The following is a 14902-nucleotide window of genomic DNA, read 5'->3' on the forward strand; positions in this document are numbered from 1 at the left end:
TCCCCTCGCCACAATGAATCAAGCAATCCTTAAGTGAACAGCATTGCGCCACAGTCTTGTGTTCTCTCCTCACTATTTGCGTAGGCATCTGGCGGCAAAATTTTTTTCCGGCCGGAAAAAGGCTCAAGCTCAAGGCTTTCACCACAACTGGTAAGACCGGTAAAGCCAAATCATCACAATCAAGCTTGCATACCCGCAAAAACAGCGCCTAGACTGCGCCTGCACTGGACAAACCGGTAAGACCACAATAATGAAGTCCTGACGCCAACAGCCCCAGCGCCGGCGGACATGGACACCGAACCAGGAATCCCTCCCATGCTCAAATGGTGCTCGCGGTCGATCTTCCTTCAAGTTGTCCTCGGACTGGTGCTCGGCATCGTCTGCGGGCTTACCCTTCCCGAATACTCTGCACAGCTCAAACCCCTCGGCGACGGCTTTATCAAGCTGATCAAGATGCTCATCGGCCTGATCGTGTTCTGCGTGGTGGTCAGCGGCATCTCCGGCGCCGGTGATCTCAAGAAGGTCGGGCGCATCGGCCTCAAGTCGGTCATCTATTTCGAAATACTCACCACCATCGCCTTGGTCATCGGCCTGGTCTTTGCCTTCACCACGGGCATCGGCAGCGGCGCGAACATCCATCTTGACCAGCTTTCCAGCGCCGACATGGGCGATATCGCCCAGCGCGGCCAGCACATGGTCACCACCACCCAGTTCCTGATGAACCTGATCCCGACGTCAGTGATCGGAGCATTCGCGGAGAACAACATCCTGCAGGTGCTGCTGTTTGCCGTGCTGTTTGGCAGCGCACTGAATCTCGTCGGTGATGCCGCGTCCGGTATTTCCCGCCTGATCAACGAACTCAGCCACGTGATCTTCCGCATCATGGGCATGATCGTGCGCCTGGCCCCTATCGGTGTCTTTGGCGCCATTGCCTTCACCACCAGCAAATACGGCCTGGATTCGCTACAGCACCTGGGCAACCTCGTCGGCCTGTTCTACCTGACCTGCATCGCTTTTGTCGCGGTGATCCTGGGCGTGGTGATGCGCGTGTCGGGCCTGCCGATGCTGCCGTTCCTCAAATACCTGCGCGAAGAGCTGCTGATCGTACTCGGCACCGCGTCGTCCGACGCCGTGTTGCCACAGATCATGCGCAAACTCGAACACCTGGGGGTCGGCAGCTCTACCGTGGGCCTGGTCATTCCCACCGGCTACTCGTTCAACCTCGATGGTTTTTCGATCTACCTGACCCTGGCCATTGTCTTCATCGCCAACGCGACCGGTACGCCCCTGGCCATGAGCGATCTGTTGACCATCCTGCTGGTCTCGCTGATCACCTCCAAGGGCGCCCATGGGATTCCCGGCTCGGCGCTGGTGATCCTGGCGGCCACGCTGACAGCGATCCCGGCAATCCCGGTGGTCGGCCTGGTGCTGGTGCTGGCCGTGGACTGGTTCATGGGCATCGGTCGCGCCCTGACCAACCTGATTGGCAATTGCGTGGCGACCGTGGCGATCGCCCGCTGGGAAAAAGACATCGACATCCCTCGTGCGCGCAAGGTGCTGTCCGGTCAACAAGGCTATACCTTCCAACCCAGAAAACCGGTGGGCAGTGCCCATCACCAGCAATTCTGAAAGACTGCGGTGCCGGCCCGCGAACCGGCACCGCCTGAGTGATTTTCAAGGAGTGACATGTGATCAGTTCATCAACCGTCGTCAATTCCGTGGTGGAGAAGCTCCGCGCCGCCCTGGCCCGGGGCCAATGGCGCTCGGGCGAGATGCTGCCCGGCCAACGCGAGCTGGCCGAACAACTGGGCATCAGCCGACCCAGCCTGCGTGAAGCGGTGATTGTGCTGGAGACCCTGGGCCTGGTGCGCTCGATGCCCGGCAAGGGCGTGGTGGTGCTGGAGGCCACTCTCAGCGATACAGCCAGTGAAGGCAGCGCCATGGCCGGCGCGAGCCTGGAAGACGTGCTGCAACTGCGCTACACCCTGGAGCCCTTCATCGTCGGTCTTGTGGCCCAGTCCATCAGCAGCAAGGAAGTCGGCCAGTTGCGCCTGACCCTCATGGACATGCGCGAAGCCCTGGAAGCCGACGACAGCGATGCCTGCGCCAACGCCTACATCGCCTTCCATGAAGAATTGTTTGCCCTGACGTCCAACCCGATCTTCCAGAACGTGGTCCAGCAGACCAGCAACGCCCTCAAGCAAAGCGCCGATGTGCTGCGCAACTCACCCGAACACCTGGCCGAGCGCCTGGAAGAAAACGAAGCCGTGGTCCGTGCCATCCGGGGCAAGAACAGCGCCCAGGCCAGCGCCGAAATGCGTCGGCACATTCTCCGGGAAGGCCAGCGCATGGGCATCGAATTGAATATTCCGGACGACAACCTCGGCACCTGAGCCATTGCCTGCGGAGACCGCCATGAACACTCTCGTTTCCCATCAACATAATCGCAATATGCTTGCCGCCCTGCCTCTGCCCGGCCGGATCGGCAAACCGTCGGTGGACGATATCTACCCGCGAATCTTCGACGCCATCCTCGAACAACGCATTGCCCCGGCCAGCCGCTTCACCGAAGAAAGCCTGGGGGATGTGTTCGGTGTCAGCCGCAGCATCATTCGCCGGGTGCTGGCGCGCCTGTCCCACCAGCAAGTGGTGATCCTGCGACCGAACCACCGGCCACAAGTCGCCGCGCCGGACCTGGAGCAGACCCGGCAGATCCTCCACGCCCGCCGCCTGGCTGAGCAGACCCTGGTGCGCCTGGCCTGCAAGGCACCGCAACCGCAGGATCTACGGCACCTGCGGGATCTGGTGGAACAGGAACAGCGCTGCCTGGACCGAGGTGAGCGCGGCCCGGCGATACGCCTGTCCGGCGAGTTTCACCTGCAACTGGCCGCCATGGCCGGCAACGCGCCATTGGCACAATTCCTCGGTAGCCTGGTGCCATTGACCTCGCTGGCCCTGGCGCGGCACGAGGTCAAATCCCGCCGGCACTGCGCCTGGCAGGAACACCTGGCAATCGTCGACGCGGTGGAAGGCCGTAACGTCAACGAAGCGCTGCGGCTGATGGACGAGCACCTGGACCACCTGGAGCAAAAACTGCTGCTGGCCGCAGGCACGGGATCGTCAAAGTAGAGCGGCTTCGAAGCCGGCGCGGATCTTCTCTTCGGGCAGTTCGTCGGCGATGAACACGATCACGCTTTCCCGGGCTTCGCCTGGCGCCCATTCGGTGTCCCAATCGAAACCGTACAATTTGAGCACGCCCTGGAACACCAGCCGACGGGGTTCGCCCGCGATGTTCAGCACGCCTTTGTAGCGCAGCAATTGCTTGCCATGTTCTTCCAGCAACTGGTTCATGAACTCGCTGAGCTTGTCGATATCCAGCGGCTTGTCCGTGCGCAGCACCAAGCTACTGATGCGATCGCCCGGGGTCGCCTTGCCAACCGGACGCAGGCTGAACCCCGCGCCCAGGTCGGCATTGAGGTTGAAACCACGAATGTCGAGCAGCTCGGCCAGGTCGATCTTGCCGTGTTCGACCACCCTGATCGGCGCGCGCCGGTTGATCCGCGCCAGACGCTCGCCAAGGGCCTGGACCTGGGCCGCTTCCACCAGATCGGTCTTGCTCAGGAGCAGGCGATCGGCAAACCCGACCTGGGCCTGGGCGATGGCCTGGGTCAGGTGGATCTCGGCGTGCGCGGCGTCCACCAGGGTCAGGATGCCGTCGAGGATATAGCGCTCGCGCAAGTCCTCGTCGATGAAGAACGTCTGCGCCACTGGCGCCGGATCAGCCAGGCCGGTGCATTCGATCACCAGGCGGTCGAAGGCGATTTCGCCGCTGTCCAGTCGTTCGAGCAGCAGGTACAGGGCCTTGGTCAGGTCGGTGTGAATGGTGCAGCACACGCAACCGTTGGCCAGGGTCATGACTTGCACCGGCTCGTCGCCCAATAGCTGGGTATCGATGCCGGCATCGCTGAATTCATTCTCGATCACGGCGATTTTCAGGCCGTGCTCGGCCTTGAGCAGATAGCGCAAAAGCGTGGTCTTGCCGGCGCCGAGGAAGCCGCTGAGGATGGTGACCGGGATGGGAGAGGACAACATGGTTCTCCTGTTTCGAAATTAAAAGAAGACCACAGGGGTTCTGTGGCGTATGCAAATCCTGAGACCACCCCAAAACAACTGTGGGAGCGAGCCTGCTCGCGATCGCGGTGGGTCAGTCAACAGCATCGTTAACTGACACTCCGCTATCGCGAGCAAGCCCGCTCCCACAAGGAGTTACCTCAACCCAAGCGGTGCTTCAACAGCACTTGGGCCCACCCTTGCCGCCGTAACGGGCCTCCTGGCGTTCGCGAAAGAACGCCTCGTAGTCCATCAACGGCTTGTCCGGGTGTTTGGTCTGCATGTGCTCGACGTAGTTGTCGTAGTCGGGCATGCCGACCATCAGGCGGGCGGCCTGACCGAGGTATTTACCCAGGCGACTCAAGTCATTGAACATCGTTGCAATCCTCTCAAGCGTCCGGCAGTGCCTGGAATGGCGCTTCTTTGTCCGTGCGTTCCTTGGTGCCCCAGGCGGCGATGCCGACCTTGAGCGCGTAGAACAGGATGCTGAAGACCACGAACAGGAACAACACCGTCAGCGTCGCGTTGGTGTAGGCGTTGAACACCACATGCTGCATCTGCTCGATGCTCTTGGCCGGGGCCAGGATCTGGCCGGCGGCCAGGGCATCGTTGTATTTGCGTGCCAGGGCCAGGAAGCCGATCGCCGGGTTGGCGTCGAACAGCTTGATCAGGCCCGCGGTGGTGGTGCAGATCAACAGCCAGGACGCCGGCAGCAGCGTGACCCAGACGTAGCGCTGGCGCTTCATCTTGATCAGCACCACGGTGGCGAGCATCAGCGCGATACCGGCCAGCATCTGGTTAGAGATGCCGAACAGCGGCCACAAGGTGTTGATGCCGCCCAGCGGATCGATCACGCCCTGGTACAGCAAGTAGCCCCAGAGTGCGACGCAACCGGCGGTGGCGATCAGGTTGGCCGGCCAGGATTCGGTGCGCTTGAGCGAAGGCACGAACGAGCCGAGCAAGTCCTGCAGCATGAACCGCCCGGCACGGGTGCCGGCGTCCACCGCCGTGAGGATGAACAGCGCCTCGAACAGGATCGCGAAGTGGTACCAGAACGCCATGGTGTTCTCACCCGGCAGCACCGAGTGCAGGATCTGTGCGATCCCCACCGCCAGGGTCGGCGCACCGCCGGCACGGGCCAGGATGGTGGTCTCGCCGATGTCCTTGGCCACCGCTTGCAGCGCCTCTGGCGTGATGGCGAAGCCCCAACTGCTGACAGTCTGGGCCACGGCCACCACGTCACCGCCGACGATCGCCGCCGGGCTGTTCATGGCGAAGTACACGCCTGGCTCGATCACCGAAGCGGCGACCATGGCCATGATCGCCACGAAGGATTCCATCAACATGCCGCCGTAACCGATGTAGCGGGCGTTGGTTTCGTTATCCAGCAGCTTGGGCGTGGTGCCCGAGGAGATCAGCGCATGGAAGCCCGAGACCGCGCCGCAGGCGATGGTGATGAACAGGAACGGGAACAGCCCGCCCTTCCACACCGGCCCGGTGCCGTCGGTGAACTGGGTCAGCGCCGGCATTTTCAGCTCGGGCATGGTCACCAGGATACCGATGGCCAGGGCGACGATGGTGCCGATCTTGAGGAAGGTCGACAGGTAGTCCCGCGGCGCCAGGATCAGCCACACCGGCAGTACCGCCGCGACAAAACCGTAGCCGATCAGCATCCAGGTGATCTGGATCCCGGTGAAGGTGAAGGCCTTGGCCCAGACCGGGTCGGCGGCGATCTGCCCGCCCAGCCAGATCGAGCCCAGCAGCAACAGCACGCCGATGAGCGAGATCTCGCCGATGCGGCCCGGACGGATGTAGCGCATGTAGAGGCCCATGAACATCGCGATCGGGATGGTCGCCATCACCGTGAAGATCCCCCACGGGCTCTCGGCCAGGGCCTTGACCACGATCAGCGCCAGCACCGCGAGGATGATGATCATGATCAGGAAGCAGCCGAACAGCGCGATGGTGCCGGGGATGCGGCCCATTTCCTCGCGCACCATGTCGCCCAGGGAGCGCCCGTTGCGGCGGGTGGACAGGAACAGGACCATGAAGTCCTGCACCGCACCGGCCAGCACCACGCCGGCGATCAGCCAGAGCGTACCGGGCAGGTAGCCCATCTGCGCCGCCAGCACCGGCCCGACCAGCGGCCCCGCGCCGGCAATGGCCGCGAAGTGGTGGCCGAAGAGAATGTGTTTGTTGGTCGGGACATAGTCCAGCCCATCGTTGTTGAGCACGGCGGGGGTGGCCCGGCGCGCATCGAGTTGCATCACGTTGTTGGCGATGAAGAGGCTGTAGTAGCGGTAGGCGACCAGGTAGATGGCCACGGCCGCGACGACGATCCAGAGGGCGTTGATCGCCTCGCCTCGACGCAAAGCCACGACGCCCAGGGCGCACGCTCCTACGACGGCCAGCAGTAGCCAGGGTAGATGGCGCAGCAGGCTATTATTGTTTTTCATTTTTATATTCCAGCCAGGGTGGACAAGAAAGGCAGCCACTGGAGTTTAGCGCTAACCAGGGCAAAGGCCATACCCGACATTCGTCTGTCGGCGGCCGAACGGTGACGATGCTCCGCCAGCAGGGTCTATAGTCAATGAATCTTCAGAGGGAATACGTAATGAGCGATCGTCGCCGCTTCGTACGAATCGAATTCCATGCCAGGACCGAACTGAGCCAGCCCCCATACAAATGGCCGGTGGAGCTGCTGGACCTGTCCCTCAAGGGTCTGCTGATCGAAAAACCCGAGCCCTGGCTGGGTAATCCCGAGAAAACCTTTACTGCCGACATTCACCTGAGCAATGAGGTGGAAGTGCAGATGGAGGTTCGGTTGGCCCACGACGACCACGGCCACCTGGGCTTCGTCTGCGAGCATATCGACCTGGACTCCATCGCCCACCTGCGCCGACTGGTGGAGCTGAACCTGGCCGATCATGATGAACTGGAGCGGGAGTTGGCGGCGTTGATTCATATCTGAGCTGCCCCGCCCCTTGGCACGGGGATCCATGTGGGAGCAAGGCTTGCCCGCGATGGCTGCGATGCGGTCTTTCGAAATCGAGTCGCCTGCATCGCGAGCAAGCTTTGCTCCCACATACATTTCTTCCGCAATGGCCAGTGTTATTCGAACAACGCATCCAACGCCTGTTCCAGGCGTGTCACGGCAATGATCTGCAACCCCGCCGGCGCTTCCTTCGGCGCGTTGCCCTTGGGCACGATGGCGCGTTTGAAGCCGTGCTTGGCCGCCTCCTTGAGCCGCTCCTGCCCACTGGGCACCGGCCGCACTTCGCCTGACAGCCCCACTTCGCCGAACACCAACAGATCGTGGGGCAGCGGCCGGTTGCGCAGACTGGACATGACCGCCGCCATCAACGCCAGGTCGGACGCGGTTTCCAGCACCTTGACCCCACCCACGACGTTGAGGAACACGTCCTGGTCATGAGTCGGAATCCCACCGTGTCGATGCAACACCGCCAGCAGCATGGCCAGCCGGTTCTGATCCAGGCCCAGGGTGACCCGGCGCGGGTTCGCCAAATGGCTGTCGTCCACCAGCGCCTGCACTTCCACCAGCATCGGGCGAGTCCCTTCCCACGTTGCCATGACCACACTGCCGGGGACTTCTTCCTGGGCTCGTGTCAGAAAGATCGCCGAAGGGTTCGAGACTTCTTTCAGGCCCCGGTCGGTCATGCCGAACACACCCAGTTCGTTGACGGCACCGAAGCGGTTCTTCACCGCCCGCAGCAAACGCAGGCGACCATCGGATTCGCCCTCGAAATACAAAACCGTATCGACCATGTGCTCCAGCACCCGTGGCCCCGCCAACGCACCTTCCTTGGTGACGTGGCCCACCAGGAAAATCGCCGTGCCGCTCTGCTTGGCGTAGCGCACCAGCAACGCCGCGCTTTCGCGCACCTGGGACACGCCGCCGGGGGCCGATTGCAGTTGTTCGGTGAAAATCGTCTGGATCGAGTCGATCACCATCACCTTGGGTTTTTCCAGGCGTGCCGTGGCGATGATGGTTTCGATGCAGGTCTCGGTCATGACCCGCAGTTGGTCCTGGGGCAAGCCCAGGCGCCTGGCGCGCATGGCGACCTGCTGTTGGGACTCTTCGCCGGTGACATACAGCGCCGGCATGCGGGTGGCAAGGTTGCACAAGGTTTGCAACAGGATGGTGGATTTGCCGATACCCGGATCACCGCCGATCAGCACCACCGAACCGTCTACCAGGCCACCGCCCAGTACGCGGTCCAGTTCACCGGACGCGGTGGAGAAACGTGGAATTTCTTCGACGCTGACTTCGGCCAGGGTCTTGATCTGCGCCTGCTGCCCGGCCCAGCCAGTGCGACCGGTGGGCGCCGCCGCTCCGCCGCTCTCCACCATGGTTTCGGTCAGGGTGTTCCAGGCCCCGCACTCGCTGCACTGGCCGGCCCATTTGGGAAAGGTCGAGCCGCACTCGGTGCAGCCGTACATGCGCTTTGCCTTGGCCATCTGAACTCCGGGTCAAAACCGCGATGATAGCCCAGTGAAGGTTCACTGAGGGGCCGGCATTCTGATTTCACCCTTGGCCAGTCCCATCGCGGTATTGCCCAACGGATCCTTGGCCTCCAGGTCGGCGCCCTTGGCCTTCAAGGCGTCGAGCAATTCATCACGCTTGAACAGACCGGCATACATCGCTGCGGTCTGCCCGGCACCATTGCGTTGGTCCGGACTGCAATCGGTGGACAGCAGACGCCGGGCAATCTGCACTTCGCCCTTGAAAATGGCGCCCATCAACGCTGTGTTGCCGCGTTTGTCCTGGGCACAGGCATCGGCCCCTGCCGCCAGCAGCCGCTCCACCGCCGGGCCGTGGCCGTGATAGGCCGCCAGAATCAGCGCGGTGTAGCCCTTTTCATCCCGGGTATCCAACGAGTAACCGGCCTCTATAAAGGTATCGAGCATCGGCACATCGCCGCGGCGAGCGGCGTCGAAATAATAGTTTTGCAACTGTTCCTGTACGGCTGCGGGCTCAGTGGGTATTGGCTGATCGGCCAGTACGCTCATTGACCAGATCGCAAGCATCGATAAAAGGAATCTGCGCATCATGATGTCTCCTCTGGCATACGACTGTGGGCGCATGCTTGCCCGCGACGCAGACAACTCGGTCTGGATTCAGACCGCAGCGCCTGCTTCGCGAGCAAGCTTTGCTCCCACAGGCTATGCACTTGCCGGACTGTGAATCAGTCGCTCAGTTTTTCCGCCAGGGCCTTGACCCGGGCCAGGTCGCCTTTGGCGACACGGGCCACGCCAGTGCCGTACTCAGGGTCAGCCTTGTAGAGGAACGACAGGATGATGTGCTTGCTCTCGTCATCGGTGGTCGCCAAAGAGCCGCCGAAGCTTTCGATCAGGTCATCACGCTCTTTCTTGCTGAACGAACGATACAAATCACCGGCCTGCTTGAAGTTCTGCTCACGCTGGATCTTCGCCTGCTGGGTACTGCCGGTCAGCGCAGTCTGGCTGTAGCGTGCCGCTTGCGGCTCTTCACGAGGGGTCAGGCGACTTGGCTGATAGTTCACGCCGGTGCTGGTGCTGCCCGGGTTCATCGCACCGTCCTGGTTACCGTTGTTCACCGCCACCTTGGGGGCGTTGATCGGCAATTGCAGGGCGTTGGCGCCTATCCGGTACATCTGCGTATCGGCGTAGGAAAATACGCGCCCCTGGAGCAAGCGATCCTCGGATGGTTCGATACCCGGCACAAGATTGGCCGGCGCCATGGCCACCTGTTCGGTTTCCTGGAAGACATTCGCCGGATTGCGGTTCAAGACCATTTGCCCGACTTTTCGCTCAGGCACGCCTGGCCAGATCTTGGTCGCGTCCAGTGGATCGAAATCAAACTTGGCAAGGTCTTGTGGGTTCAGTACCTGGACGTACAAGTCCCACTTCGGGAAGTCGCCCTTATTAATATGAGCCACCAGATCGTTTGTCATATGGCTGTAATCTTGACCCTGAACTTTCACCACTTCTTTCGGATCGAGGTTTTTCAGCCCCTGCAAACTTTTCCAATGAAACTTCACATAATGAATTTCGCCCTTGGCATTAACTAGTTTGTAAGCATGCACGCCGTTACCGTCCATTTCACGGTAACTGGCCGGGGTCCCGGAGTTGGAATACAACTCGGTCAGAGTGCGGGTCGATTCTGGTACATGGGAGAAGAAATCGAAACGACGTGAATCATCGTCCAGATTGGTCCGCGGGTCGGGTTTGAAGGCGTGGACCATGTCTGGAAACTTGATGGCATCACGAATGAAGAAGGTCGGAAAGTTGTTACCCACCAAGTCCCAATTACCGTCGGCGGTGTAGAACTTCGTGGCAAAACCACGGGGGTCGCGCAGGGTTTCCGGCGAATGATTGCCGTGTACCACGGCAGAAAAACGCACGAACACTGGCGTGACCTGGCCTGCGGCAAAGACCTTGGCCTTGGTCAGGTCGCTGAGATCGTCGGACACCGTGAATGTGCCATGGGCGCCGGTACCACGGGCATGCACCACGCGCTCGGGGATGCGTTCACGGTCAAAGCGCTGGAGCTTCTGGATCAACTGCACGTCTTGCAACAGGGTTGGGCCGTTGGGGCCCGCCGTTTGCGAGTTCTGGTTGTCACCGACAGCCGCACCGTTGTCCCGGGTCAGGGTGGCCGCGTTGACCGACAAGGACAAGAGGCTCGCGGTCAGCACAAAAAAAGCGCGGCGATGGGAATAAGGCCCGTAGCCGAAGGAAGTATTCATAGGCGTGTTCCTCTGATGTTATAGAGCGCATCCATGTGCGCCATCCAGAGGCTAGTGCTCGAAAAAGGAAAACCTAAATAGAAATGCCGTACCGCATCGATAGAAAAAACGTTATGGGGGGCTATGCTAAAACCGCGTATCACGCGCGATTGATGGCACTTTGAAAACTTTTCCCCCAGGGCCGGGTCGATAACTGAAGCTTTGTAAGCCGGTGTTTCGAGCGGGACTCGCTAGGCTGATTTACACTGCCACTCATCTTTCATCTGTCACAAGGAATAACTCATGGGCGTGCTAAGCGAGTTCAAGGCCTTCGCGGTCAAGGGCAATGTCGTCGACATGGCCGTCGGGATCATCATCGGTGCCGCTTTTGGCAAGATCGTTTCGTCATTCGTTGGCGACGTGGTCATGCCTCCAATTGGCCTGCTGATCGGTGGGGTGGACTTCAGTGACCTGGCCATCACCCTCAAGGCAGCCCAAGGTGATGCACCTGCCGTGGTACTGGCCTACGGTAAATTCATCCAGAGCACCATAGACTTCATCATCGTGGCGTTCGCCATTTTCATGGGCGTCAAGGCCATCAACCGCCTCAAGCGCGAAGAAGCCGTAGCCCCTAGCGCGCCTCCCGTTCCAACCAAGGAAGAATTGCTGCTCACCGAGATTCGCGACCTGCTCAAGGCTCAGAACGAACGGCCCTGAACCAGTCGGTCACAGCCATACCCCCAACTGATCGACATCAGCCTACCAGTAGTTTTCCACCGCCACTTGGCCTGGCCGACGGGTCAGGCTCAGTTGCAGCCCCCTGGCCTTGAGCAACTTGCGCGTGTCGTCGATCATTTGCGGGTTGCCACACAACATCACTCGCGAATGCTCCGGCGTCAGCGCTACACCGGCCACTCGCTCCAGCTCACCATTTTCGATCAGCGTGGTAATCCGCCCATTGAGCGCCCCTGGATGCTGCTCGCGGGTGACGGTCGCAATGAAACGAAACTTATGAGCGTACTCGGCCAGGTAGTCGCGCTGGGTCAGGTCCTTGATCAACTCCTGATACGCCAGCTCTCGTGCTTCGCGCACGCTGTACACCAGGATGATCCGCTCGAATTTCTCCCAGACCTCAAAATCCTGGAGGATCGAAAGAAACGGCGCCACCCCCGTCCCCGTGGACAGCAGCCATAAATCCCGACCGTCGACGAAACGATCCGGTGTCAGGTAGCCGATGGCCTGCCGCTCCACCAGCAGTTCGTCACCCGGCTGCAAGCGACTGAGTTCACTGGTGAACTCACCATGGGGAACCACGATGGAAAAGAACTCGAGGAACTCGTCGAACGGCGAAGACACCATGGAATACGCCCGCCAGACGGTGCTCCCGTCCGCCTTGACAACCCCCAGCCGGGCAAACTGACCCGCCCGGAAGCGAAAGCCGCGATCCCGGGTCGTACGCAAAGTAAACAAATGAGATGTCAACGGCTGGACATCGAGCAGGGTCTGGCGGGTGAACTTCTCTGCGCTGTCGGTCATGAGCCACTCCAATGGGACAAGACTCACAGTGTCCCGCAAAGCGAGCGTCTCCACCACCAACGGTGAGCAATAGCACTTTAACCACTAATTTCGCGCCACCCGGCAAAAACCTTTACCAAACCTATACAAAACCGCAGTAGCTGTAGTAATAATTAATTAAAAAGTTTATTTTTTTAAACATCCCTCAATGTAAGCAAATCAAAAAAAACTCACTACAAACTAAGAATAGTCCTACACTGAAATTTCGCATCATGGATTGGATCCGCATGGACGAATCAACCCAGGAGAGAGCGATGGAAAAGTGGAAGGACTTGCTATTGAGAAAGTTGTCTTGTGAAAAAGACCTGCAGACGGCCTATCGTCTGGTCCTGAATTTCTTTAACAATCAGGGATTTGAATATTGCGCATTTTCAGCCTATCTCGGAAGCCCCGACAAGCACACCAGCAAGGTGAACCTCAATAACTACCCTTATGGATGGGACAGACTTTATGAACAGAATGGCTATGCATCGAACGATCCATTAGTAGCACATTGCAATCAATCACTACTCCCCATTTTATGGGATGAGACTGTTTTCGCTCAGGCCCCCAAGTTATGGCGAGAACTTAATCGACAGGGACTCAAGTACGGCTGGACCCAAGCCGTTCATGATGACCAGGGGTCACGTTGCAGCCTGTTCAGCCTGGCCCGGAGTCATTGCCCCATTGATATCGAGGAACACTACGCAAATCTCGGCTATGCCATCTTCGCCAGTCAAAGGCTGCACGTACTCGCCAGCAAAAAATTGTCTGACGCCCTGGCAGTCAAGCCCAAATACCACCTGTCGCCCAGAGAGATCGAGGTGTTGAGGTGGTCTGCCGAAGGCAAGACAGCGTCGGAAGTGGGCAGGATTCTCTGTCTTTCCGAACGAACCGTGAACTTCCATGTGTGCAGCTGCATGCGGAAACTGAACGTCAGCAATAAAATTTCAGCGGTGGCAAAAGCGGCCCAGATCCATGTGATCTGAACAGTGGAGTGGCAGCGCCAAGCCGAAAACCTGCGAGTAATGTGCAACAAAAAAACGTACCATTTACGGTCCCACTTGAATGATGCCGCTTCTTGCACGCGACGCAGTTCATTCAGGCGGTCCCGCACAGACACCTACCTCCAGGCAGCGGGATATTCGTTGATCTCCAGAGTCCCCAGCCATGCCCCTGCTCGACAGCCCCTTCGCCCAACTCGACCTGATCCGCCAACCCGAACAGCAGAACGAACCACTGCAAGCCTTCGATGCAGCCGATGAATACCTGCTCGCGTACCTGGCCGAACAACAGCCGAGCGCGCAGACTCGGGTCCTGGTGCTCAATGACGGCTTCGGCGCCCTGGCGGCCAGCCTGGCCGGCAAGGTCCAAGTAACCAGCAGCAATGATTCCTTCCTGGCATTGCAGGCGCTGGAGAAAAACCTGGTGCGCAACGGTCGCCCCTTCGATGCGGTGCCGACGTTGCCTGCCAGCGAGCCCCCGACCGGCCCATTCGATCGTGTCCTGGTCAAAGTACCGAAAACCCTGGCCCTGCTGGAGGAACAGCTGATTCGCCTGCAAGGCCAACTGGCACCAGGCGCCCAGGTGATTGCCGGGGCCATGATCAAGCACTTGCCGCGGGCCGCCGGCGATTTGCTGGAGCGCTATATTGGCCCGGTGCAGGCCTCCCTGGCGCAGAAAAAAGCCCGCCTGTTGATCGCCACGCCGCAAGCCAAGCCGCCCAGCGTATCGCCCTACCCCACGCGTTACTGGCTGGACGAACCGAAGATCGAACTGCTCAACCATGCCAACGTGTTCTGCCGCGAAGGCCTGGACATCGGTACCCGCGCGTTCCTGCCACATCTGCCGAAAAACCTCGGGACAGCCCGTGTCGCGGACCTGGGCTGCGGCAACGGCGTGCTCGCCATCGCCAGTGCCCTGCAAAACCCCGACGCCCACTACACCCTGGTGGACGAGTCGTATATGGCCGTGCAATCGGCCGCCGAGAACTGGCGTGCGGCCTTGGGCGATAGGGAAGTGATCATCCGGGCCGGCGATGGCCTGGCGGGACAAGAGGCGCAGTCGCTGGATGTGGTGTTATGCAATCCGCCTTTCCACCAGCAGCAAGTGGTGGGCGATTTCCTCGCCTGGCGAATGTTCCAGCAGGCTCGCGAAGCGTTGGTGGTGGGTGGCGCGCTGTACATCGTCGGCAACCGGCACCTGGGCTACCACAGCAAACTGGCGCGGTTGTTCCGAGGCGTCGAACAAGTGGCCGCCACGCCGAAGTTCGTGATACTCAAAGCCCGGAAATAAATCGTCCTCTGTGGGCGCAAAGCTTGCTCCCACAGGGAAATCAGTGGGTGGTCAGCCCCGCGGCATTCATGAACATCCGCATCAGGCTGGCGACGATGAACAACGCCAGCACACTGCCGGCCCAGATCAGCGCCAGCCAGCCGAGCCGCTGCCAAAGCGGCTTGCGTTCGGCGGCCTCGATGTCCTTCAAGTCAGGTTTGGCCATGCTCAACGTC

At 60.2% G+C, this 14902-nt stretch carries 15 protein-coding genes; 7 read left to right on the forward strand and 8 right to left on the reverse strand.

The window, feature by feature from the left end; genetic code table 11:
• Window positions 1–315 precede the first annotated feature (315 nt).
• Genes PSH86_RS26280 through PSH86_RS26290 form a run of 3 tightly spaced genes read left to right on the forward strand, consistent with a single transcriptional unit; the run spans window position 316 to window position 3129 of the window.
• The gene (locus PSH86_RS26280) at window positions 316–1629 is read left to right on the forward strand and encodes a C4-dicarboxylate transporter DctA (RefSeq protein ID WP_109756398.1); all 1314 of its coding nucleotides are present in this window, start codon (window positions 316–318) and stop codon (window positions 1627–1629) included.
• A 59-nt stretch (window positions 1630–1688) separates the two neighbouring features.
• The gene (locus PSH86_RS26285) at window positions 1689–2393 is read left to right on the forward strand and encodes a FadR/GntR family transcriptional regulator (RefSeq protein ID WP_109756399.1); all 705 of its coding nucleotides are present in this window, start codon (window positions 1689–1691) and stop codon (window positions 2391–2393) included.
• A 22-nt stretch (window positions 2394–2415) separates the two neighbouring features.
• The gene (locus PSH86_RS26290; RefSeq protein ID WP_116833493.1) at window positions 2416–3129 is read left to right on the forward strand and encodes a GntR family transcriptional regulator; all 714 of its coding nucleotides are present in this window, start codon (window positions 2416–2418) and stop codon (window positions 3127–3129) included.
• On the opposite strand, the gene yjiA is transcribed toward PSH86_RS26290, so the two are convergent.
• The 3 genes from yjiA to PSH86_RS26305 form a co-directional block, all read right to left on the reverse strand.
• Window positions 3121–4092, reverse strand: a complete 972-nt coding sequence (gene yjiA / locus PSH86_RS26295; protein ID WP_212801476.1) for a GTPase — start codon at window positions 4090–4092, stop codon at window positions 3121–3123. The two genes, PSH86_RS26290 and yjiA, sit on opposite strands and share 9 nt — an antisense overlap.
• Window positions 4093–4288: 196 nt before the next feature.
• Window positions 4289–4486 (reverse strand): YbdD/YjiX family protein, encoded by a 198-nt coding sequence (locus PSH86_RS26300; RefSeq protein ID WP_003201656.1) that lies wholly within the window; start codon window positions 4484–4486, stop codon window positions 4289–4291.
• 13 nt (window positions 4487–4499) lie between these two features.
• Window positions 4500–6566 (reverse strand): carbon starvation CstA family protein, encoded by a 2067-nt coding sequence (locus PSH86_RS26305; protein WP_134925898.1) that lies wholly within the window; start codon window positions 6564–6566, stop codon window positions 4500–4502.
• A 158-nt stretch (window positions 6567–6724) separates the two neighbouring features.
• Between PSH86_RS26305 and PSH86_RS26310 the strand changes: the two genes are divergently transcribed.
• Window positions 6725–7081, forward strand: coding sequence for a PilZ domain-containing protein (locus PSH86_RS26310; protein ID WP_109756220.1), 357 nt, complete (start codon window positions 6725–6727; stop codon window positions 7079–7081).
• 140 nt (window positions 7082–7221) lie between these two features.
• Here PSH86_RS26310 and radA read toward each other — a convergent pair whose 3' ends face one another.
• The 3 genes from radA to katB all read right to left on the reverse strand — a co-directional run bounded on the left by radA (window position 7222) and on the right by katB (window position 10859).
• A complete protein-coding gene (gene radA / locus PSH86_RS26315) occupies window positions 7222–8589 on the reverse strand; it encodes a DNA repair protein RadA (RefSeq protein ID WP_030140305.1) in 1368 nt (455 codons plus the stop codon).
• Between the two features lie 42 nt (window positions 8590–8631).
• Window positions 8632–9180 carry an ankyrin repeat domain-containing protein gene (locus tag PSH86_RS26320; RefSeq protein WP_305490389.1) on the reverse strand — a complete coding sequence of 183 codons (549 nt, stop codon included), beginning with the start codon at window positions 9178–9180 and terminating at the stop codon, window positions 8632–8634.
• A 137-nt stretch (window positions 9181–9317) separates the two neighbouring features.
• Entirely contained in the window at window positions 9318–10859 is a 1542-nt protein-coding gene (gene katB, locus PSH86_RS26325; RefSeq protein ID WP_163856547.1) for a catalase KatB, read from the reverse strand.
• A gap of 282 nt (window positions 10860–11141) precedes the next feature.
• Here katB and mscL point away from each other — a divergent pair, with 282 nt between their 5' ends.
• Window positions 11142–11555 carry a large-conductance mechanosensitive channel protein MscL gene (gene mscL, locus PSH86_RS26330; protein ID WP_072411386.1) on the forward strand — a complete coding sequence of 138 codons (414 nt, stop codon included), beginning with the start codon at window positions 11142–11144 and terminating at the stop codon, window positions 11553–11555.
• A 42-nt stretch (window positions 11556–11597) separates the two neighbouring features.
• Here mscL and PSH86_RS26335 read toward each other — a convergent pair whose 3' ends face one another.
• Window positions 11598–12374 carry a ferredoxin--NADP reductase gene (locus tag PSH86_RS26335; RefSeq protein ID WP_109756222.1) on the reverse strand — a complete coding sequence of 259 codons (777 nt, stop codon included), beginning with the start codon at window positions 12372–12374 and terminating at the stop codon, window positions 11598–11600.
• Between the two features lie 266 nt (window positions 12375–12640).
• Here PSH86_RS26335 and PSH86_RS26340 point away from each other — a divergent pair, with 266 nt between their 5' ends.
• Together PSH86_RS26340 and PSH86_RS26345 are read left to right on the forward strand one after the other, a co-directional pair.
• On the forward strand, window positions 12641–13381 hold the full coding sequence (locus PSH86_RS26340) for an autoinducer binding domain-containing protein (protein WP_232201711.1): 741 nt from the start codon (window positions 12641–12643) through the stop codon (window positions 13379–13381).
• Between the two features lie 181 nt (window positions 13382–13562).
• A complete protein-coding gene (locus PSH86_RS26345; protein WP_163856545.1) occupies window positions 13563–14687 on the forward strand; it encodes a class I SAM-dependent methyltransferase in 1125 nt (374 codons plus the stop codon).
• A 40-nt stretch (window positions 14688–14727) separates the two neighbouring features.
• On the opposite strand, the gene PSH86_RS26350 is transcribed toward PSH86_RS26345, so the two are convergent.
• A complete protein-coding gene (locus tag PSH86_RS26350; RefSeq protein WP_003205785.1) occupies window positions 14728–14892 on the reverse strand; it encodes a DUF2474 domain-containing protein in 165 nt (54 codons plus the stop codon).
• Between the last annotated feature and the right edge of the window lie 10 nt (window positions 14893–14902).

It is taken from the genome of Pseudomonas sp. FP2300 (assembly GCF_030687595.1).
GTDB lineage: Bacteria > Pseudomonadota > Gammaproteobacteria > Pseudomonadales > Pseudomonadaceae > Aquipseudomonas > Aquipseudomonas bijieensis.